Raw genomic sequence first — 20083 nt, 5'->3', positions numbered from 1 at the left:
CCTTTGATATTTCGTGCCTCACGCACGCGGATCAGTAGTGAGATCGCCGATCAGGCGAGCTTCTCGTAGAGGGTTACGACACCGGCGCCACCGAGGCCGAGATTGTGCTGCAGCGCGACGGTGGCGCCCTCGACCTGACGTGCCTGCGCGGTGCCGCGCAGCTGCCACACGAGTTCGGCGCACTGGGCCAGTCCGGTAGCTCCGAGCGGATGGCCCTTCGACAACAAGCCACCGCTCGGGTTGACCACGACGCGGCCGCCGTAGGTGTTGTCACCGGCGAGGATGAACTGCTCCGATCCTCCCTCGTCGACCAGTCCGAGGGACTCGTAGCAGAGCACCTCGTTGATGCTGAAGCAGTCGTGCAGTTCGACGACGCGGATATCGCGAGGGTCGACCCCGGCCTGTTCATAGACCTCGCGGGCAGCGCTGCGGGTGATGCCCGCACCGACGATCTCGAGCATGTCGTCGTCGGTGAAGACGTTCGGCAGATCGGTCACCAGCGTTTGCGCGGCGATCGCCACCTGCGGCGCGATTCCGTTGCGACGGGCGAAGTCCTCGCTGCACACGATGGCCGCCCCGGCGCCGCAGGTCGGCGGGCAGGCCTGCAGGCGGGTCAGGCCGCCGTACAGTGCCGGCGAGTCGAGCACCTCCTGCTCGGTGATCGGGTCGCGAAATACCGCATACGGGTTGTTGGCGGCATGCTTGCGCGACTTGACCGAAATCTTCGCGAACAGTTCGGGCGAGACGCCGTAGCGCTTGCAGTACTCCTGGGTCGCCGCACCGAAGTACTGCATCGCCATGGACGGGTTGTCGCTGTCGATGCCGTAAGTGCGTTCGAGCACCTCCGCGTGCCGGGCCATCGGGGCCGGACGGTCGCTCCACTGGTTGAGCAGGGCGCCCGGGCGCATCTGTTCGAAGCCCACCGCCAGTGCGCATTCGACCGCGCCGGTCGCGACGGCCTGACGAGCCAGCCACAGCGCCGACGAGCCGGTGGCGCAGTTGTTGTTGACGTTGACGATCGGAATGCCAGTCATGCCGACCGAGTACACGGCGCGTTGGCCGCTGGTCGAGTCGCCGTAGACGTAGCCCGCGTAGGCCTGCCCGACGGATTCGTAGCTCAGGCCCGCATCCGCGAGAGCCGCCGAGATGGCCTTGGCTCCCATGTCGAAGTAGTGCTCACTGCGGCCGGGTTTGGTGAACGGAACCATCCCCACTCCGGCGACGAGGACTCTGCGGCTCATGATTGCTCCTTCGTGTGATTGCTGTGATCTGTTGTCGCTCAGAGCAGTTCGAGAATGGTGGCGTTGGCCATGCCGCCGCCCTCACACATCGACTGCAGCCCGTACCGAATGCCTTCGTCGCGCATGTGGTGCACCATGGTCGTCATCAGGCGGGCTCCGGATCCGCCGACGGGATGACCGATCGCCATCGAGCCGCCGAGTGGATTCATCCGCGTATAGTCGGCGCCCGTCTCACGCAGCCACGCGAGCGTGACCGCCGCGAAGGCTTCGTTGATCTCGAAGGTGCCGATCTCGTCGAGGGTGAGTCCGGACTTCTTCAGCGCCGACGCCGTTGCCGGAATCGGGCCCTTGAGGATGCTCACCGGGTCGGTACCGGTCACGACCGCGGTGTGAACGCGTGCCATCGGTGTCCAACCGTGCGCCCGGGCGATATCGGTAGTGGTGACCAGCAGCGCCGCCGAACCGTCGGATACCTGCGAGGCGTTTCCCGCCGTGATCTGGGTGCCGTCGAAGGCCACCGGCAGCTCGGCCAGTCGCTCCAGGGTTCCGCCGCGACGGATGCCCTCGTCGGCAGTGACGGTGCGCACGGCGCCGTCCGGGCCCGCGATGGATACCGGGGTGATCTGGCCGGCGAAGCGCCCGGCGTCCGAGGCCGCTGCGGCGCGGGCGTGCGAATCCAGGCCGTGCTGATCCATTTCGGTGCGCCCGATGCCGTATTCGTCAGCGATCATCTGCGCGCCGCGCCCCTGGTCGAATCGCTCGATCCCGTAGCGCCCCAACACTTTCGAGCCATGGATCGGCCCGAAGTCTCCGGAGCGTGCGGCAGCGCCGAGCGGCACGACGCTCATCATTTCGACCCCACCGGCGATCGCTACGTCGTACTGCCCCGAGATCACTCCGGCGGCCGCCTGATGGACCGCTTGCTGCGAGGACCCGCACTGCCGGTCGACGGTGACCCCGGGAACATGCTCGGGCCAGCCCGCGGCGAGCACGGCAGAGCGTGCGATGCAGCCGGCTTGCATACCGAGAGTGCCCACGCATCCCCAGATGACGTCGTCGACGATGGCGTGATCGAGCCCGACGCGTTCGGCCAACGCGCCGAGCACATGGGCTGACAGGTCGACCGCATGCATCGTGGACAACGCCCCGTTGCGCTTGCCGACCGGTGTGCGCACAGCGTCGACGATTACCGCATCACGCATGAAAACTCCTGTGTCCGAGTAGGTCCGGCGCTCGAGCTCACAGGCCCAAGTCTTTGGCGACGATGGTCTTCATGACCTCGCTGGTGCCCCCGTAGATGCGCGAGACCCGGGTATCGGCGTAGAGGCGGGCGATCGGATATTCGAGGATGTAGCCGTAGCCGCCGTGCAGCTGCAGGCATTTGTCGATCACTCGTCCCGCCGTCTCGGTGCAGAACAGTTTGATTCGTGCGGCATCGGCCGGCGTCAATTCCCCGGCTTCGTCCAGCTCGAGCCCCTTGTCGACCAGCGCCTGAGCAGCGGCCACCTCGGTAGCGCACTCGGCGAGAACGAATTTGGTGTTCTGGAAGGAGGCGACCGGTTTGCCGAATACGCGTCGCTGCTCGACGTAATCTTTGGCGAAGGCCACGGCCGCCGAGGCGGCGGCGGTCTGACCGACGCCGATCGACAGGCGCTCCCGGGGCAAGTTCTGCCCCAGGTAGGAGAAGCCCATATCCTGCTCGCCGAGCAGATTCTCGACCGGCACCACGACGTCGGTGAACGAAATTTCATTCGTATCAGACGTTTTCATGCCGATCTTGTCGAGCTTGCGACCGAATTCGAATCCCGGACTGTCCGTGGGCACCACCAGGAGCGAGAGCCCGAAGCGGCGGTTCTCCGGCGTCGACGGCGCGGTGCGAGCCGCGACGACGCACAGTTCGGAGTTTCTCGCCCCGGTGATGAAGGTCTTCGCACCGTTGAGGATGTAGTGGCTGCCGTCCGGCGAAAGGCGAGCGGTCGTTGTGATGCCGGCCAGATCGGAACCGGTACCCGGTTCGGTCATGGCGATACACAGCATCGTTTCGCCCGTAGCGATCCCCGGTAGCCAGCGCTGCTTCTGCTCGGCGTTCGCCAGCCGGAGCAGGTAGGGCAGCACGATGCCGATGCTGACGTTGTAATGCCCGAAACCGACTGCGGCTCTGGCTGTTTCCTCCTGCATGACAGCCTGGAATTTGAAGCTCGTCGGCCCGGCGCCGCCGTACTGCTCGGGAATGTCGAATCCGGTGGCACCGAGTTCGGCGAGTTTGACGAACAGATCGCGGGGAACCTGATTCGCCCGCTCCCACTCCTCGTAGTGCGGCGTGACCTCTTTGGCGATGAACGTACGAATCGTCTCGCGGAAGGCTTCGTGCTCGTCGGTGTAAACGGTGCGCTTCATGATGTGAACTCCTGCGTGATGATGAGGGAATGAGTCAGACGCGCCCGGCGTCGACGACCAGGCACTGACTGTTGATGTAGTCCGATTCCGGGGTACACAGCAGATACACGGCCCCGGCCGCCTCCGACGGCCGGCCGCCGCGCCCGAACGGAATCATGGTGGCGGCCATCGCCATCCGGTCCGGATTGACACCGACGCGGATGTCACGGCCGTCGATGTTCAAGGTGGCGTTCGCATCTGCGGTCACCTCGGTCATCCGAGTGATGATCAAGCCGAACGCGACGGCGTTGACGTTGACGCGGTAACGTCCCCATTCCTTGGCCACCGTCTTGGTCAAACCGATCACCCCAGCCTTGGCCGCACCGTAATTGGCCTGGCCCGCGTTGCCGAAGACGCCGGAGACCGAGGAGATGTTCACCACCTTGCGGTGGTAGTCGGTCGGGTTCGCCTTGATGTAGGGCTGCGCCGCACGCAAGATCCGGAACGGCGCCGTGAGGTTGACGTCGAGGATCGTCTGCCACTGTTCGTCGGTCATTTTCTGAACGACCGAGTCCCAGGTGTATCCGGCGTTGTTGACGATGATGTCCAGGCCGCCGAAGGCCTCGACAGCGGTATCGATGAATCGTCCGGCGAATCCGGGGTCGGCTACCGAGCCCGCGCATACGACCGCGCTGCCACCGGCCGCGGTGATCTCATGGGCGGTCTGCGTCGCCGGGCCGGGGTCGAGGTCGTTGACGACCACGGCGGCACCTTCTCGTGCGAGTTTCAGCGCGACCTCCCGGCCGATCCCCCTCCCCGATCCGGAGACGATGGCGACCCTGCCCTCGAGATTTCCCATGACGTTGCCCTTCTGAAGCGATTCGCACTGCGGCGGAGAGGTTTCGGTGGTCACGCCGGCCGCCTGGGCCGCGTTCGACGGCCCCCACTAGAGCGCCATGACTTCCGATCGGTGGTTATTCACTATTCACTTTTAAACGCAACTGCGCAGGTTGTCAACCCTCTAGACGGCAAATTGTGGCCATACGTATGGTTTCACAACATTCACACAGGCGATGGCGTGCTCACGCCGGAACCAGGGTGGCCGCCCCGGCGGCAATGACCAGAGCAATGACGACGGCGCGAAACACCGCCGCCGGCATCAGGCGCGCGAGCCGCAATCCGACCGAGTTGCCCAGGGACGCCGCGGCTACGAAGGCCGGCACGACGAGCAGCGGAAGCCGACTCGGAGCGGCACCGTTGAGCAGCAGAACGACTAGCGAAAAGCTGTTGGTCACAACGAAATAGCCGGCCAGATCGGCAATGAACGTCGAGGGTGGCACGCGCGCTTGCTGCAGAAGCAGCACCGGCGGTGGCCCCCCTAGTGATGTCGTCGAAGTCAGGAAGCCGCCGACAGCTCCCGTTGCCGCCTGCGCGGTGACACTCAGCTCCCGTGGTTCCGCCCGCCGCGGCAGGGCCAACCAGACGCCGCACGCCATGATGGCCACTCCGGCAGCCGGCTTGAGCAGATCTTCCGGCAGGTATGCCACCAGCAGAGCACCGGCGAGCGCACCGGGAATACTGCCCAGGCACAGCATCCGAACGCGTCGTCGGTCCATGTGCTGCCGCATCCGCACCGCGACCACAACCCTCGTGATGAGACCGGCCACGAGGTTCACCACCACCACGGTTGCCACATCCATGCCGACCAGCAACATGAGCGGGGTCGCCACGAGCGCTGTTCCGAACCCCGTTGCGCCGCCGACGACCGCCGCGAAGGCGAGACAGACCACACCCGCCATGAGAGTTGTCATCCGAAGGATCTCCTGAGCTTCACCGGTGCCGCCCACCGCCTGCGGTCGCTGACCGGCGGCAACACACTGCCGTATAAGTGAATATTGGATAACCGACAATCTCCATCCGCTGCCACCATTGGATCGCAGCTCCGGCGCTGAGCCTGATGGCTCCACAGGAAGATGGAAGTGATTATTGGAAATTCACTTGTATGGGTGTACATCCACTTAGAGCCGGTATACAGTCGATGAGTCGCACATCACAGCCACGCTTCGAACCGGCGGCTTCCCCGATGTCTTCGCGCTCCTGCGCCTTCGCGACAACGCAATGGTGAATAGCCAGTCATAGCCAGAGACGAATCGCGCGACGCCGATTCCTGCGCGCTACGGAGTACACATGACCCCTCAACAAGTGTCGGATCCAACCGCCACACCGCGCTCGCACAAGTCGACTTCGACCGTCACGGTGCCGAGGCAGGCGTGGTTGATCACAGCGATGCTGATGATCTTCATGATCATCAACTGGGCCGACAAGACGGTTCTGGGGCTGGCCGCCAAGCCGATGATGAAGGATCTCGGGCTGACCCCCGAGCAGTACGGGTTGGCCGCGAGTTCTTTCTTCTTCCTGTTCAGCGTCTCCACCGTGGTCGGCGGCTTTCTCCTCGTGCGAGTGAAAACCACCTGGATGCTGCTGGCCATGGCGCTGCTTTGGTCGGTAGTGCAAGTTCCGTTGGCCGTGACCACCTCACTCGGAGTGATCGTCGTATCGCGCGTAATCCTCGGCGTCGCCGAGGGTCCGGCCACCCCCACAGCCCTGCACGCGATGATGAGCTGGTTTCCGAACCATCGGCGGGACGTCCCGAACTCATTCGTGATGGCCGGTAGCGCACTCGGTCTGATGGTTGCCGCACCGCTGCTCTCACTCGTCATTTCCCATTGGGGCTGGCGCTGGGCCTTCGGAGTGCTGGCACTGACCGGCCTGGCATGGGCTGCGTGTTGGCTCCTCGTAGGTCGCGAAGGGCCCCATAGTGCGGTGACCGGCACGACAGTGGCCGCAGTAGAGGATCCCCGTCCGACCGTGTCGTACCGAACTCTGCTCGGCAGCGGCACCTGGCTGTCGTTCGCCTTCGCCTGCTTTGCCGCCTACTGGACGACCTCTCTGCTGATCTCCTGGGTCCCCTCCTACGTCGAAACCGTCATCGGGTTGAGTACAGCGCAAACCGGAACACTGATCGCGGTCACCGGCGCCGCCGGCGGACTCGCGATGATTCTGCAAGGCATGGTGTCGCGCGCGCTGGTTTCCGCCGGCGTCGGTACCCGGTGGGCGCGATGCGGCGTCGCCGCGGTCGCGGTCACGCTGTCGGGTCTGTTCGTTCTCACCTTCACCCTGGCCGCCGGCGGCGCACTTCAGCTCGTCGTACTGGTGCTCGCATTCGCAACGGGCGCACCATGTTTGAGCGCCGCTTCGGCCGCGGTGGCTGAGATCAGCCCGACGCGCCAGCGAGGTGCCGTGCTCGGCGTGCTCTTCGGCGTCGAGACCTCTGCCGGAATCATCGCACCGTTCGTCACCGGACACCTCGTCGGCGCCGCAACCGAGCCCGCCGACGGCTATCACCTCGCGTTCGGAATCGGCGCCACGATGCTCGTTCTCGCCGGAATCACGTTGGCGTTGTTCGCCCGTCCCGATCGCGACCGCATGCGCATCAGCGCCCACACATGAGACCTCCCCAGAACCCCACCCCTCCCTGAAGAGAAAGCAGGAAATCGGAAGTGAAGTCGAAGAGTTTCGCCGCGGCCGCCGCGATCGCCATGAGCACACTTGCCACCGCAACCGCGCACGCCCAACCCGCGCCGACACCATCGCCCACCGCACAGCAAGTGCACTACACCGCGCACAACGAAGGCGGCACGGCCATCGTCAGCATCGACAGCGGCCGGCTCGTCGTCGATCACGGCCAGTTTCAAATCCAGGCAGCCGACGGTAGCGTTCTGGCCGGAATTCCACTGGAATTCAATGTCGACGACATCGCCTTCCCGATCGACGCCCACATCGACGGACGAACCGCCCGCCTGATTCCTTCGCTCGACCCCGAACGCGCCCACGCCCGCCCGGTAGCGTTGCCGTTCCAGAATCAAGCTCCGTGGAAGACTCCCTACGACCGTGAGGCCGCAGCCTTCTCACGGATGGTCGGCACCATCACGGCCGCCGGCGCCGCCGGTAGCATCACCGGCGCGGTCGGCGCGGGCGTCATCGGATGTCTGCTCGGTGGTGCGACGCTGGCAGTCGCCACCAGTCCCATCGCGATGATGTTCGGCGCCGGGCCAGTGGCCGGCTGTCTCATCGGAGCCGCAGCACTCGCTCCGCTCGGCGCGGTCGGCGGGGCCCTCGTAGTCGGAGCACCCGCAACCATCGCGGCGGTGATCCAGTACTTCACCACGATCAACGAACCGTTCCCGGCGAAGTAGCTGTTGCCGTCCCGGCCCGTCACGAGGCATCGACCTGGTGGCGGGCTCAGCAAACAGTGGTGGCGCTTGACTAACAAGAATCAATCTGTTTCTCTATATGCACTGTCAGATCGTTCTTTGCGCCCATGACTGTCGTCCTGAGTGTCATGTCGCGCAGCGCCCGTCGGATTTCGGCGCAAGGCACCGTGCGTGCCGCGCACGGTATCGAATTCCGGATCCCGCCGCGATGGCGGGTGACCGAGTTCGATGTCAACCCATGATGTCGATCGAACGGAAGGAAATCTCTATGTCCGACAAGCCGGCAATCGTTCTGGTCCACGGCTTTTGGGGCGGCGCCGCCCACTGGGCGAAGGTCATCGTCGAACTGAACAAACGCGGCTACACCGATCTGCACGCGGTGGAGAACCCACTCACTTCCCTCGCCGAAGACGCCGAGCGCACCCGCAAGATGGTGAAACAGATCGACGGCCCCGTGCTGCTCGTCGGACACTCCTACGGCGGGGCGGTCATTACCGAGGCCGGTGACCTGCCCAACGTCGCCGGACTGGTTTACATCGCCGCCTTCGCACCCGACGCCGGTGAAAGCCCCGGCGCGATCAGCCAGCAAAACCCACCTGCGGCCTTCGACAACATCGCTCCCGACTCCGACGGCTACTTGTGGATCAAGCCCGACAAATTTCACGACAGCTTCGCCCAGGACCTCACCGCCGAAGAAGCGCTCGTCATGGCCGTCACCCAGAAAGCGCCCCTCGCATCCACCTTCGGTGACACCATCACCGCACCCGCGTGGAAAACCAAACCCAGCTGGTACCAGATCTCCACCGAAGATCGCATGATCAACCCCGAGAACGAACGCCGCATGGCCGCCCGGATGGACCCCCGCCGCATCATCGAACTCCCGGCAAGCCACGCCTCTCTCGCCTCACAATCCGGCCCCGTGACCGACCTCATCGAAGAAGCCGCCGACGCCGTGAGCTCCTGACTCCGAGCGGCACAAGGCAGACGTCAACGCAGGTCTGAGCCGCCCCGTCGACGTCGTGACGGGCCTGTTCGCCCCGGCTCGATGTCGGGGCGAACAGGCCTTCGGTCCACCGGCCGATGATCGAGTCATCGACGGCGCAAGCCCCCTGCGCCACACTCCGACTCAGGCCGACAGTGAACGATTATGTCTGCGTGGGGTTTCGGGTGTGGTTGGGGACCACGATTGCGTAGACGGCCTGGGTGATCTGCGGTGTCAGCTCTGCCAGAGTCGCCGGTTCGTGGTCGGCAAGATATTGGGTGATGAGTTCGATGGCGGCCGCAACGAAGATGCGGCAGTGTTCGACCGAAAGTGGCGCCAGCGCCGGTTCGTTCCGCGCGCGCAGCTCCTGCAGCGAGGGCGCGACGAGCGTGACGAATTCCTCGATCGCTTGATTGCGACGTGCGCGCACGCGCGGGCCGACCCCGAGGGCTTCGAGGAAGAACATCCGAGTCGCGACCGGCGCGAAGGCCATGAGCAGTAGATAACGTCGGATGGTTTCGTCGAGAGTATCGAGGTCGTAGTTCAGAAGTTCCGCATCGACGGCTTCGATTTCTCGTGCGAGCACGGTGACGACCTGGTACGCGTCGACGAAGACATCTTCTTTGGTTTCGTAGAGCTCATAAAAGGTTTTGCGCGATACACCCGCGCGCTTGGTGATGTCCTGAACCGCGGTCGGCGCGTAGCCGGGTTCGGCGAACAGTTCGATCGCGGCCGCCAGGATGCGCGCGCGCTGGGTCTCGCGGACGTCCTCGCGGGACAGGGTGTGACGGTGGCGCGGCAACGGTTGTGCCGGGCCGCCGTTAAGCAACTGCAGTACGGTCGCGGCTGTGTCCGGGTGCAACGGGGTGTCGGACCTGCTCATACCGATCACCCTAGTGTCGGCGCCATATTCGATCAGCCGCTAGTTCAGGGACGGCACACCGCCGCGTGGCCGGTGCCACCGATCTCACTGAACATGCCACGAGGCAAGAGCACGCCGTACAGGGATACATCGAGACTGCAGATGTAGCCGGTGGCGTACGCGCCGTCCTGGGTCGCCCGCCCCCAATCGCCGGCGACCGCCGTCAGGTCGACGGCAGCCTTGTCCAGTCTGTCGCCGTTGGCGAGCAGGACGGTCAGAGCGTCGAAGGTCGCCGTCTGCGCGAGCACGAATTTCGGCTGAACCTGCCGGAACATGCCGACGAGGGCCGATGTGGCGGTAGCGATCTGCCGGGTCGAGGACTGCAACGACTGTCCTTGCGCAGAGAGCCCGCCGATGAGTGCGCGGGTTTGGGTCACCAGCGTTTCCAGTTCGCCTCCGCGCTCGGCGAGGCCGGACATCACCGCTGACAGGTTGGTGATGACGTCGGACAGGACCGTATCGCGGCGCTGGAAATCGCCGGCCAGTTCCGCTGCCTGGGTGATGAAGGCGCTCAACGAGACACCGTCGCCCTGCAGCGCCTGGATCAGCGTGTTGGACAGATCGTTGATCTGCTCCGGTTGCAGCGTTTGAAACAGTGGTTGAAACCCGTTGAGTAGTAACGAAATATCGAAAGACGGCTCGGTCCGCTCGATCGGAATAGTCGCGTGATTCGCCAACGCGGTGTGCGTTCCCGGCCCCGTGCCTCCGCCGGTCTGCGGGGCGAAGGCGATGTAGCGCTGGCCGATGAGGTTCTGATAGCGGACAAGTGCCTTGGTGTCGTCGTACAACGTCTGATCACGTTGCACGATGACAGTGACTTTCGCTACGTAGTGATTCGTCCGGTCGTTGCGTTGCAGTGCGATCGACTCCACTTTGCCGACGCGAACCCCTGCGATCCGCACGTCGTCTCCGGGCCGCAAACCCTGCACATCGGTGAACAGCGCGGTGTAGGTGTCGGCCGGGCCGGTGACGCTGCGCCCCAGCGTATTCCAGATGACAACTGTCACCAGAACGGCCGTCACCGCGAAGACGCCGAACCCGAGTACCGGTTTGGCGAGACGCATCAGACTTGCGCACGGGGAGAAACCGCCCCGCGGTCGGCGGGGCGCCGAGGCTGTACACCGTTGAGCGCCGACTTCATTGCGCGAGTCTGGATTTCGTAGCCTTGCGGGCACAGCATCCGTAGCAGGGCGGGATAGGTGCCGGTTCGCTGCAGGGCGCTGGTTATGGTCCGTGCCGAGGTGAGCACCGCGGCATCCACCATCGGCGAGGTGGCCAAGCCGGTGATATGGCGAATCTCGCGCGGTATCAGAGCAATTCCCGTGCGAGCCAGGGCAGGATAGACGCGGAAGAGTGCCGCCTTCTTCAGGTCTCCGTCGAGGGCGCGGGGGTGAAGGATCGCATCCAGCGCGTTGCGGGTTTGCTCGTTGACGCAGATCAGGTGTCGCGAGGCCGCCCACAGCTGTCGGTAGGCCGCCCGAGTGTCCGGCTCGTCTTCGGGCAGTTGATCTTCCGGTATCCCGTGCCTGCGGGCCGAGGCACGGATCTCGTCGTGGTCGATGCCGAGCGTCTCGAATGCGATGACAGCTTCGGCGAAGTACCGATCTTCCTCCGCAGGCGTGAGGCCGCCGACCAGGCGGTCGTAGGCGTAGAACACCGAGTGCCACGACAGCATGTGGTTACCCAGCCGCAGATACGGGTCCATCGCCGAATACGCCGCGCCGCTCATCGGTTCGGTGCCGACGATCCGGGCATGGAGCCGGTCCAGCCGCCGGTTGGCCGCGGCCACGGTGGCGGTGTCGGCGAACACGATCGTGAGGAAGTAGTACATCGTCCGGTTGAGCCGTCCGAGCGGATCCTCCCGGTAGCGGCTGTGCTCTTCCAGCGCTGCGGCCCCCTGGGTGCTGGCGACCATGTCCAGGACGAACGAGCGCATCACGCCGGGAATCACCGCCGGATGCGACCACACCTTCCACGACACCGATCCGGGCCCGAAAAGGCCGTCGTCGAGGCGTTCGTCGGGAAGTGTCAGGTGGAATTGCTGGTCAGCGACATTGCTCACGAGGGGACCTTCCGATACCTGCAACCATTTTCACAAACATGGCGTTTCTGACTTTTAGAGATTACATGTCGTTTTTCATCTGTCAACAGTCACCCAGGCCGCCCGAGACTCCGACGGCAACGGCTTGCAAAACCAGAAACTTACCGTACTCTCACAACAAGAGAAACGCAACGATTCTCTCTTTGACCGCTGATAACTCTGCGGAAACTGCTGTGGCCGGGGCTACCGGATCCAGACCCCGCGATGCGCTCGACAGGCCGAGACGAGGAGGCCGCCATGCTGACGAAGTCGATGATGACCCGTACGGCAAGACTGCCCAGCCCGTACCTCGCGCGGATCGGCGCGAGGTCGGCGAGGATGCGAGCGCAACTGCGCAAGCGAAATTTCGAGACGGCGAAACTGAACGCGCCCGCGGCCGAACCCCGCGTCGTCCCGGTGACCACAGTCGACGGCGCCACTCTGCGGGTGCTCGTCTACGGCCCTGACCTCGCGCCGACTGTGGTCCTGGTCCATGGCTGGGCCTGCAGCATCGAATACTGGAATCCCCAGCTCACCGCCTTTTCCGACGACTACCGCGTCGTCGCCTACGACCAGCGCGGACACGGCGAATCCACCCTCGGCACCGCGATCCCCAGCGAGCACACCCTCGCCGACGATCTCGCCGCCGTCCTGAATGCGTCGCTGCGCCCGGCAGAGAAGGCCGTCCTGGCCGGACACAGTATGGGTGGACTCACCATCCAAGCCTGGGCCAAGCACTATCCCGAGCAGGTCGGCGAGCGAGCCGCCGCTGTGCTGCTGGCCAACACCGCCACCCGCGACATCCGCAGCGGAACGGACCTGATGCCGGTGATGAACAAGCCGCTCAGTGTCGGCCGGCGCCCCGTGACATTTCGCGGTGGACCCGTGCGGATCCCACCAGTAGTACACGAGTCGCTGCTGTTCACCCCGCTACCGATTCCCGCAGGCTGGGCGACGAAACAGATGTTCCGCCACCGCATCCTCACGCCCGAGGCGACCGCCGACGAAGTCGACTTCGCGATCGGCATCATCCGCTCCTGCCCACCCCTGGCCCGCGGCCGCCACGCCGCAGCGATGGCGGACATGGATCTGTCCGAAGGGACCGCCAACCTGACCGTGCCCACGAGCGTGCTCGCCAGCGCTCAGGACCGGCTCCTGCCACACCGGATGTCACGGCCCATCGTCGAAATCCTGCGCCGCACCGGGCAACTTGCCGAGTTTCACCTACTGCCACACGGACACCTCAGCAATGTCGAGGACACCGCCGCCTTCAATGCCGTTCTGCACCGAATCATGCTGTCGGCGGGCCACTCCCGGGCCGGCCGAACCGAGGCGGCCGCATGGTGACTCGGCCACCACTTCACCAGCCCCTGCGATAGAACAGAAGTGAGAGAACCCATGATCCGACACGTCGACGTACTGATCATCGGCGCGGGAATTTCGGGGATCGGCGTGGCTTGTCACCTCGTCCGCGAAAAGACCGGCCGCTCGTTCGCGATCCTCGAACGCAGGTATGCCATCGGCGGCACGTGGGACCTGTTCCGCTATCCCGGTATCCGCTCCGACTCCGACATGCTGACCTTCGGCTACGGCTTTCGCCCGTGGAACGGCACCAAGGTGCTCTCCGACGGAGCCGGGATCCGCGAGTACGTCGAGGACACCGCCCGCGAATACGGCGTCACCGACCACATCATGTTCGGCCGCAAAGGTATTCGCGCGGAATTCGACAGCGCTACAGCCCTGTGGACGGTCGAGGCTCTGGTCGAAGACACCGGTATCACCGAGACCTGGACCGCGCGATTCCTGGTCGGCGCCACAGGATACTACGACTACGACCGAGGATTCCGACCGAACTTCCCCGGCGAGAACAACTTTCGCGGACAGATCGTGCACCCGCAGCACTGGCCGCAAGACCTGGACTACGAGGGCAAGAAGGTGGTGGTTATCGGTTCCGGCGCTACCGCCATCACACTTGTCCCGGCCATGGCCGACAAAGCAGCCCACATCACCATGCTGCAGCGCTCCCCCACCTACATCCAGACCCTCCCCGCCGAGGACCCCGTCGCGCGTGTGCTCGGCAAGGCACGCGTACCGCACAAGCTCGCCTACCGACTCGGGCGGACCCGGAACATCGCCTTGCAGCGAGCCAGCTTCGAACTCTCGCGCAGATTTCCGACAGTGGCCAAAATACTGATCCGCAGCCAGATCAAGCTTCAGGTCGGCAATAAGATCGACATGCGCCATTTCACTCCGGACTACAACCCATGGGACCAACGCCTGTGCGTGATCCCCGACGGCGACCTGTTCGAAGTCCTTCGGACCGGCAGAGCCGACATAGTCACCGACACCATCGCCACCTTCACCCCCGCCGGTATACGCACCTCCTCCGGCCGCGACATCGACGCCGATATCGTCGTCACCGCCACTGGTCTCAACATCCAGGTCGCCGGTGGTGCCGACATCCTTGTGGACGGCACGAAGGTGGACCTGGCAACCACGGCACTCTACAAAGGCGTCGTGATCTCCGGCGTGCCGAACCACATCATCGTTCTCGGATACACCAACGCGTCGTGGACCCTCAAAGCCGACCTGGCCGCCGAGTACTTCTGCCGAGTGCTCAACACCATGCGCGACAACAACCACACCTCGTTCTCGGCCCGGGCCCAAATCTCTGACATCGGCGAGCACTCAGTGATGGGCGAAAGCCTCACCTCCGGCTACATCCAGCGCGGCGACAGCATGATGCCGCGCCAAGGCACCCACGGACCGTGGCAGGTCATCAACAGCTACTACCGAGACCGCACCCGCCTACTGAAAGAAGACATCACCGACGGAATCCTCACCTTCGACCGACCCGTGAGCGAGTTTCGAATCCGGCCCGCTGATCAGGTCGCCGACCGGCGATCCCGGTGAGCGTATGACTTCGTAGCTCCTGTGCAGGAATCGAAGCGCGAGGACGCGATTCAGCTAGGGAGGCTCCGGTCGTTGCCGTCAGCGCTTTCGGAGTACCACCTGCGCGCCGTCACGGGGCACCATCAGTTCGGTGCGTAGCCGCGGAGGTGGGATCGGAGTGTTCTGGGCAGCGAAGGTGCGCGTTCGTAAGAAGGTACGCAACAGCACCTTCAGTTCGAAGTGTGCGAATTGTCCGCCCAGGCATTTGTGCACACCACCGCCGAAGGGCAATAGCGTGGTTGCGGTTGGTTGTTGATGACCGAAGTAGAAGCGGTGGGGACGAAACACGAGCGGATCCGCCTGGTGGTCGGCGCTCTCGTGTATACCGAGGATGGGGATGAGCAGCGCCGTGCCGGCGGGGATGCGAGTTTCACCCAGCTTGGTATCGCGTACGGCGCGCCGTCCGGTCAAGGGAACGGCTGGGCGCAGCCGCATGACCTCGTTGACGACCGCCTCGAGGAATTCGTCGTCGTCGCGGTCGATGGTTTCCTCGAGTTCGGCGAGAATCTCCGGGTTCCGTGACAGAAAAGCGCCGGCCCAGGCCAGGGTTGCCGCCGTTGTCTCGTAGCCGGCGAACATGAGTTTGCGGGCGCTGGCCGCCAGCGCCTCGTCATCACGGGCGGAGTACGCGCCGTTGGGTTCGGCCAGATAGCGGCCCAGCACATCGCTCTCGTCGATCGAGCCACGCTGACGGCGCTCAGCGATCTCCTGCAGGATGATCCGGTCGATCGCCCCTTCGACCGATGACAGCCGGGGATGCCGGATGATTTTGCCGCCGGTCAACAGTCCCAGCGCCGCGAGCCCCTCGAACTGCGCACCGTTGACTACCGAGAAGTAACGCGACAGGGCTCGGTCGAGGGCTGTCATCCGGTGCGGGTCAGTGACCCCGAAGACCACGGCGGCCATCACGTCGGATGCGAGCCGGTGGCTGAGTGCGAAGAAAGAGACTGGCGTCTCGACGGGCCAGCGGTCGATGTTCCGGTCCACCACATCGACCATCTTCTGTTGGTACGACTTGACCGCCTTGCCGTTGAACGGCGCGGAGATGGCCCGCCGCTCCCGCTGGTGACCGGCATGGTCGAAAAAGATGTAGGAATCTCCGAAGAGCACATCGTGAGGTGAGAATCGCCGCAAGAACGCGCCCCACGACCAGGACTTGTCCCGATCGAGGAAGACCTCGCGCAGGTCACCACCATTCTTGGTGACGACGATCTCCGGAAAGCCGGGAAAGCGGTAGCTGAAACGGTCCCCGAACCGCCGAAAGACCTCCTGCGTGCGCCCGGGCCGGATCAGTGCGTTCACGCTGCTCAATGCACTGACCAAGGGGACCTGGGGAAACGAGCTGGTCAACGCCGAGGACATACGAACCTCCAAACTGGTCTGACCACTAGTGGTCAGACCAATTCATACACTGCCGGGATGGATTGCGAAAGAGTGCGCTGGGAGTCGAGCAACAAAGGTTGCGTCTGTGTCCCGCACCTCCGAAAGCCTGAGTCCGATAACACGCCGCACGGCCGATGCGCAGCTTTCGTCCGGGCGGACCCGACGTCAAAGGCTATTTCTCGGCGGATTCCGCCATCGATGCGGCAGTGGACTCCGGACTGTCAGATGACCCCGGAAAACCTCAACTTCGACACCGCGCCGAAGGGTGAGCATCCCTGTCATGAGCCATCGTTGGGCGCGAGATCGACTCCCGCACCCACTGCCGACCTCGGCCCGTAGCTCGCACCTCCCAGCGAAATAGGTCCCCAGATCAGCTCAGCGCGTGAACCAGCATGGGGATTTCACGCACCGGCGTGTCGATGGCGGGGTGATATGTTCGCCGGCATGCCCAGCTCGGATGACAAGACTGTCGGCTTGGCCCTGGTCACCTACCAGAGTGCAGATGATCTTCCCGGATTCCTGGAGACCCTGTCCGCTGCGGTGGAGCCCTACGCCGTGGATGCGGTGGCCGTCGACAATCTCTCCACCGACCGCAGCGCCCAAATCGTCGAAGAGTTCGGCGGCCGAGTCATCCGCAACACCCGCAATGTCGGGCTGGCAGCGGCGATCAATCAGGGCGCAGCGGCAACCGCCGCGGAGTGGATCCTGGTCGCCAACCCCGACACAAAACTGACACCTGGGTCGATCGCGGCGCTCATCGAGACGGCGAAGGCCGATGACGGGATCGGCATGATCGGCCCCCGCATCCTGCGCCTGGACGGCGAACCGTACCCCAGCGGGCGCCGTTTCCCGTCGCTGGCCGTCGGTATCGCACACGCCCTGCTGGGCGGTATCTGGCCGAACAACCCAGCGACGCGCCGCTACTTCGGCGCCCCGGTCACCGAAGTCAGTGACGTGGACTGGATTTCGGGGTGCTGCATGCTGTTTCGTCGCGAAGCGTTCGAAGCAGTAGGTGGGTTCGACGACCGCTACTTCCTCTACTTCGAGGAAACCAAGATGGCCCTCGACATGCACCGCGGCGGGTGGCGCGTCGTGCTCGACCCTAGGGTTGAGATCCGTCACCGCGAGGGCGGCAGCATGCGGTCCGCGCCGTTCCGGAAGGTTCGCTCCCACCACCGCAGCGCCCTGCGGTTCTATTGCGACTACCACCAAGGCTCACCCTGGATCGTGTTCGCACCGCTGGTCGCGGCGGGGCTTGTCGTGCGTGGGACGGCGGCGGTGGCGCGGACCGCGCTGCTGCAGCGAATGAAGGGCCGCTAGACGGACGGCTGCTCGTCCAGACCCACGTCGAGGATGCGGGTGCTTTTGACGTAGCCGGGGTCGTAACCTGTTGTAGCGAAACGTGTTTCGGCTGTCAGCTCCGCTGGAGTCCGTGCAGGTGCCGAACCGTTGGAAAACCTGGGTCGCCCCTGTCACGCTGCTGCTGGGCATCCCCGCTGGCCTATGCCGCCAGCATGTTCTCCGTCAGGTAGCTACGGGAGGTGGCGGGGCTTGTCCTCATCCTCGATCCGCTGCCGGATGCCCTCCACGGTGCGGTCCTCGGGAATCCGCGCAGGCCAGAGGATCACGGCCACGAGGACTGCCAGGGGCAGGCCCACCACGACCAGCCAGCCGATGAACATCCACCCACTCACTGCTCCAACTCCCTCTGCTCCACGTCCCGGACGCTCAGGGGCTCGATGTCCACCACGGTGGGTGCGGTGGCTGGGATGGCAGGCACCTCCGTGTCGGCGCTCAACTCTGCCCGGTATTCCCCTGGCGCGACCGGCCAGCCGTCGTCCCCGACGAAGGACCAGGAACCGTCCTCGTGCTGGAGATACCGCCCAGGTGCTTCCACCGGGTCCACCACCGCGCCCCCTTCAGCCGGCCTTTTGGGTCGCACCCACCGCCGGGGACATCGACACCCGGCGGTGGGGCTTGCACTGGAGCTTGGCCTTGGAGAGGCGGAACCCTGTTCCCTGAGGGAACATTTGGGGAGAATGCACTTAAGGCGTGGGAACTCGACAGGGAAAGCGCAGGTAGGCGGCATGACCGACGACGAGGAGACCTACATCGGTCAGCGAGTGCGCCAGATACGCGCACGTCGGGGCATCACTCAGCAGGTGCTGGCAGACCGGGCAGGGCTGAGCAGGTCAGTGCTGGCCAAGTACGAGGCTGGGCTCAGGCCAGTGGATTCGCGCCGCACCATGCTGGCCCTGGCCCAGGCACTGGGCTGCACCCTGGGAGACCTGACGGGCAGCGATGACCGAATCGACCCTTCCACCAGTGCTTTCCACCGGGCAGTGCCTGCCATCGAGACCGCGTTGTGGACCCAAGGGAACATCACCGACACCAGGCGGCCCAGGACTCTGAAGGAGCTGACCACAGCGGTGGTGCAGGCATCCCAGCTGCGGCACGCCGGGGATTACGCCACCCTCGGGCCCCTCCTGCCCGACCTGCTGACAGATGCTTACCGGCTCACCGAGAGCGGCAGCACTCAGGCATGGGACCTGCTGGCCACTGCCGCCTATGGTGTCTCCTCAGCCCTCCGTCAGCGCGGCCATGACGCACTGGCCTGGACTGCCGTGCAGGAGTCGGAAAGGGCTGCCTCCCATGCCGATTCACTGGCGCCGGTCGCCGCAGCGCAGTTCCTGAAGTCCCAGGTTCTCGCAGCCCGCCCCGGCGCGCTGGCAGCATCCCTCTCGGTCGCCAGCGGGACAGCGGACAGACTGACACCTGAGGCGGCCACGCGTGGGGAGCTGGAGACCGTGGGCATGGCCAGGCTTCAGGCAGGCTTCGCGGAGACCCTGGCCGGAGGTGATGCACAGCCTCACCTGGAGGAGGCGGCGGAGCTGGCCAGCAGGCTGAATGATGCCCAGCCAGGCCACAGCACTGCCCGCAACCGGACCTTCGGTCCCGCCAATGTTGCGCTCTGGCAACTGAGTTCAGCAGTGGAGAGGCGCGAGCCTGGGGTGGCCCTGCGGATCGCGGAGACCCTGGACCCCACCCAGCTGCCGAATGGAGTCCGGCACGCGCAGTACTTTGTAGAGGTGGGCAGGGCCTATGCCATGAAGCGTGATCACCGCTCGGCCCTCCACGCCCTGCTCAGAGGCGAGCACGCCGCACCCCAGCATGTCCGTGGGCTGTCCCCGGTCCGTGAGCTGGTGGGCGCGATGCTGAGGGAGGCACGCAGAGACCTGGCCACTGGAGAGCTGGGCAAGCTGGCCAAGAGGGTCGGCGTCGTCTCGGTGTGATGACACACGGAAGGCGTTGCTAGGCAGCGCTTTTTACGTACTTGGCTGCTATCTGTATGCACAATAACCGCTATTCCGGTGGGTTGAAGACCCAGTTTTGATGCCCGACACCGGGACCGCCCAGGTGAGCCCGACACCGGCCTTGCCGGTGCTGGAGCCGCGCTTCACGGCGCCGAACGAAGGAATCTCAGGGGTACCCCCTGGCACACCGCGTCATTGACCCTGCATCCCGTCATGCCGGTACTCCCCGAGGAGAACGCGGACTGCTCTCGCTCCCCACAGCGGGTTGGCGTCCGAATCCCGGATTCAACAGGCAGGTCACCTCGGAACGCCGCGCAGATGCTGGGGATGGACCATCTCGAGATTCCGAGACGATTCGAACCTTGACAACCATGCGTTCCGGACATGCAATGAAGGAACCGCGAGGGACGGCACTCTCAGATTCTAGGATGTGCAATGTCCCACAAACGCATATCGAGGACCGCCGTATCCCGCTCGGGATCGCGAGGTCCGACGGTGCGCTCAACGCGAGTCGAACCCATTGCTCCGCAGTTTGACTGGTTGCTTTTCATCACCGCGC

The 20083-nt window shown here is 64.7% G+C and carries 17 protein-coding genes; 7 read left to right on the top strand and 10 right to left on the bottom strand.

Features of this window, described 5'->3' with window-relative positions; translation table 11 throughout:
* Positions 1–50 precede the first annotated feature (50 nt).
* From C8258_RS06465 to C8258_RS06445, 5 genes are all read right to left on the bottom strand, one after another.
* Complete coding sequence (locus tag C8258_RS06465; RefSeq protein ID WP_106954403.1) at positions 51–1241, bottom strand: lipid-transfer protein; 1191 nt, start codon at positions 1239–1241, stop codon at positions 51–53.
* 38 nt (positions 1242–1279) lie between these two features.
* The gene (locus C8258_RS06460) at positions 1280–2443 is read right to left on the bottom strand and encodes an acetyl-CoA C-acyltransferase (protein WP_106954402.1); all 1164 of its coding nucleotides are present in this window, start codon (positions 2441–2443) and stop codon (positions 1280–1282) included.
* A gap of 37 nt (positions 2444–2480) precedes the next feature.
* Entirely contained in the window at positions 2481–3638 is a 1158-nt protein-coding gene (locus tag C8258_RS06455) for an acyl-CoA dehydrogenase family protein (protein WP_106954401.1), read from the bottom strand.
* Between the two features lie 34 nt (positions 3639–3672).
* On the bottom strand, positions 3673–4476 hold the full coding sequence (locus C8258_RS06450; protein WP_106954588.1) for an SDR family NAD(P)-dependent oxidoreductase: 804 nt from the start codon (positions 4474–4476) through the stop codon (positions 3673–3675).
* 223 nt (positions 4477–4699) lie between these two features.
* Entirely contained in the window at positions 4700–5416 is a 717-nt protein-coding gene (locus C8258_RS06445) for a sulfite exporter TauE/SafE family protein (RefSeq protein WP_233224917.1), read from the bottom strand.
* 388 nt (positions 5417–5804) lie between these two features.
* Here C8258_RS06445 and C8258_RS06440 point away from each other — a divergent pair, with 388 nt between their 5' ends.
* The 3 genes from C8258_RS06440 (at position 5805) to C8258_RS06430 (ending at position 8855) form a co-directional block, all read left to right on the top strand.
* Positions 5805–7127: an MFS transporter gene (locus C8258_RS06440; protein WP_106954399.1), complete on the top strand. Its 1323-nt coding sequence runs from the start codon at positions 5805–5807 to the stop codon at positions 7125–7127.
* Positions 7128–7177: 50 nt separating this feature from the next.
* The gene (locus C8258_RS06435) at positions 7178–7873 is read left to right on the top strand and encodes a hypothetical protein (RefSeq protein WP_233224916.1); all 696 of its coding nucleotides are present in this window, start codon (positions 7178–7180) and stop codon (positions 7871–7873) included.
* Between the two features lie 286 nt (positions 7874–8159).
* Positions 8160–8855 carry an alpha/beta hydrolase gene (locus C8258_RS06430; protein WP_106954586.1) on the top strand — a complete coding sequence of 232 codons (696 nt, stop codon included), beginning with the start codon at positions 8160–8162 and terminating at the stop codon, positions 8853–8855.
* Between the two features lie 181 nt (positions 8856–9036).
* Here C8258_RS06430 and C8258_RS06425 read toward each other — a convergent pair whose 3' ends face one another.
* Genes C8258_RS06425 through C8258_RS06415 form a run of 3 tightly spaced genes read right to left on the bottom strand, consistent with a single transcriptional unit; the run spans position 9037 to position 11857 of the window.
* A complete protein-coding gene (locus tag C8258_RS06425) occupies positions 9037–9756 on the bottom strand; it encodes a TetR/AcrR family transcriptional regulator (protein WP_146161174.1) in 720 nt (239 codons plus the stop codon).
* Positions 9757–9800: 44 nt separating this feature from the next.
* The gene (locus tag C8258_RS06420) at positions 9801–10859 is read right to left on the bottom strand and encodes an MCE family protein (RefSeq protein WP_106954397.1); all 1059 of its coding nucleotides are present in this window, start codon (positions 10857–10859) and stop codon (positions 9801–9803) included.
* Positions 10859–11857: an oxygenase MpaB family protein gene (locus tag C8258_RS06415; protein WP_106954396.1), complete on the bottom strand. Its 999-nt coding sequence runs from the start codon at positions 11855–11857 to the stop codon at positions 10859–10861. The genes C8258_RS06420 and C8258_RS06415 overlap by 1 nt, the downstream gene beginning before the upstream one ends.
* A 276-nt stretch (positions 11858–12133) precedes the next feature.
* On the opposite strand from C8258_RS06415, the gene C8258_RS06410 reads away from it, so the two are divergent.
* Together C8258_RS06410 and C8258_RS06405 are read left to right on the top strand one after the other, a co-directional pair.
* Positions 12134–13222: an alpha/beta fold hydrolase gene (locus tag C8258_RS06410; RefSeq protein ID WP_233224915.1), complete on the top strand. Its 1089-nt coding sequence runs from the start codon at positions 12134–12136 to the stop codon at positions 13220–13222.
* Positions 13223–13273: 51 nt separating this feature from the next.
* Entirely contained in the window at positions 13274–14788 is a 1515-nt protein-coding gene (locus tag C8258_RS06405; RefSeq protein ID WP_106954395.1) for an NAD(P)/FAD-dependent oxidoreductase, read from the top strand.
* A gap of 78 nt (positions 14789–14866) precedes the next feature.
* Here the strand turns inward: C8258_RS06405 and C8258_RS06400 are convergent, their stop codons facing one another.
* Positions 14867–16129 (bottom strand): cytochrome P450, encoded by a 1263-nt coding sequence (locus C8258_RS06400; protein ID WP_233224914.1) that lies wholly within the window; start codon positions 16127–16129, stop codon positions 14867–14869.
* Positions 16130–16642: 513 nt separating this feature from the next.
* Here C8258_RS06400 and C8258_RS06395 point away from each other — a divergent pair.
* The gene (locus C8258_RS06395) at positions 16643–17530 is read left to right on the top strand and encodes a glycosyltransferase family 2 protein (RefSeq protein WP_233224913.1); all 888 of its coding nucleotides are present in this window, start codon (positions 16643–16645) and stop codon (positions 17528–17530) included.
* A 212-nt stretch (positions 17531–17742) separates the two neighbouring features.
* Here the strand turns inward: C8258_RS06395 and C8258_RS32530 are convergent, their stop codons facing one another.
* Positions 17743–17904 (bottom strand): hypothetical protein, encoded by a 162-nt coding sequence (locus C8258_RS32530; protein ID WP_158271231.1) that lies wholly within the window; start codon positions 17902–17904, stop codon positions 17743–17745.
* Positions 17905–18297: 393 nt separating this feature from the next.
* Here C8258_RS32530 and C8258_RS06390 point away from each other — a divergent pair, with 393 nt between their 5' ends.
* A complete protein-coding gene (locus C8258_RS06390; protein WP_158271229.1) occupies positions 18298–19503 on the top strand; it encodes a helix-turn-helix transcriptional regulator in 1206 nt (401 codons plus the stop codon).
* Positions 19504–20083: the final 580 nt, after the last annotated feature.

It is taken from the genome of Nocardia sp. MDA0666, from assembly GCF_003023875.1.
In the GTDB taxonomy this organism is placed as follows: domain Bacteria; phylum Actinomycetota; class Actinomycetes; order Mycobacteriales; family Mycobacteriaceae; genus Nocardia; species Nocardia aobensis.
Note: the sequence above shows the minus strand (reverse complement) of the source record. Positions and strands in the feature narration are given on the sequence as shown.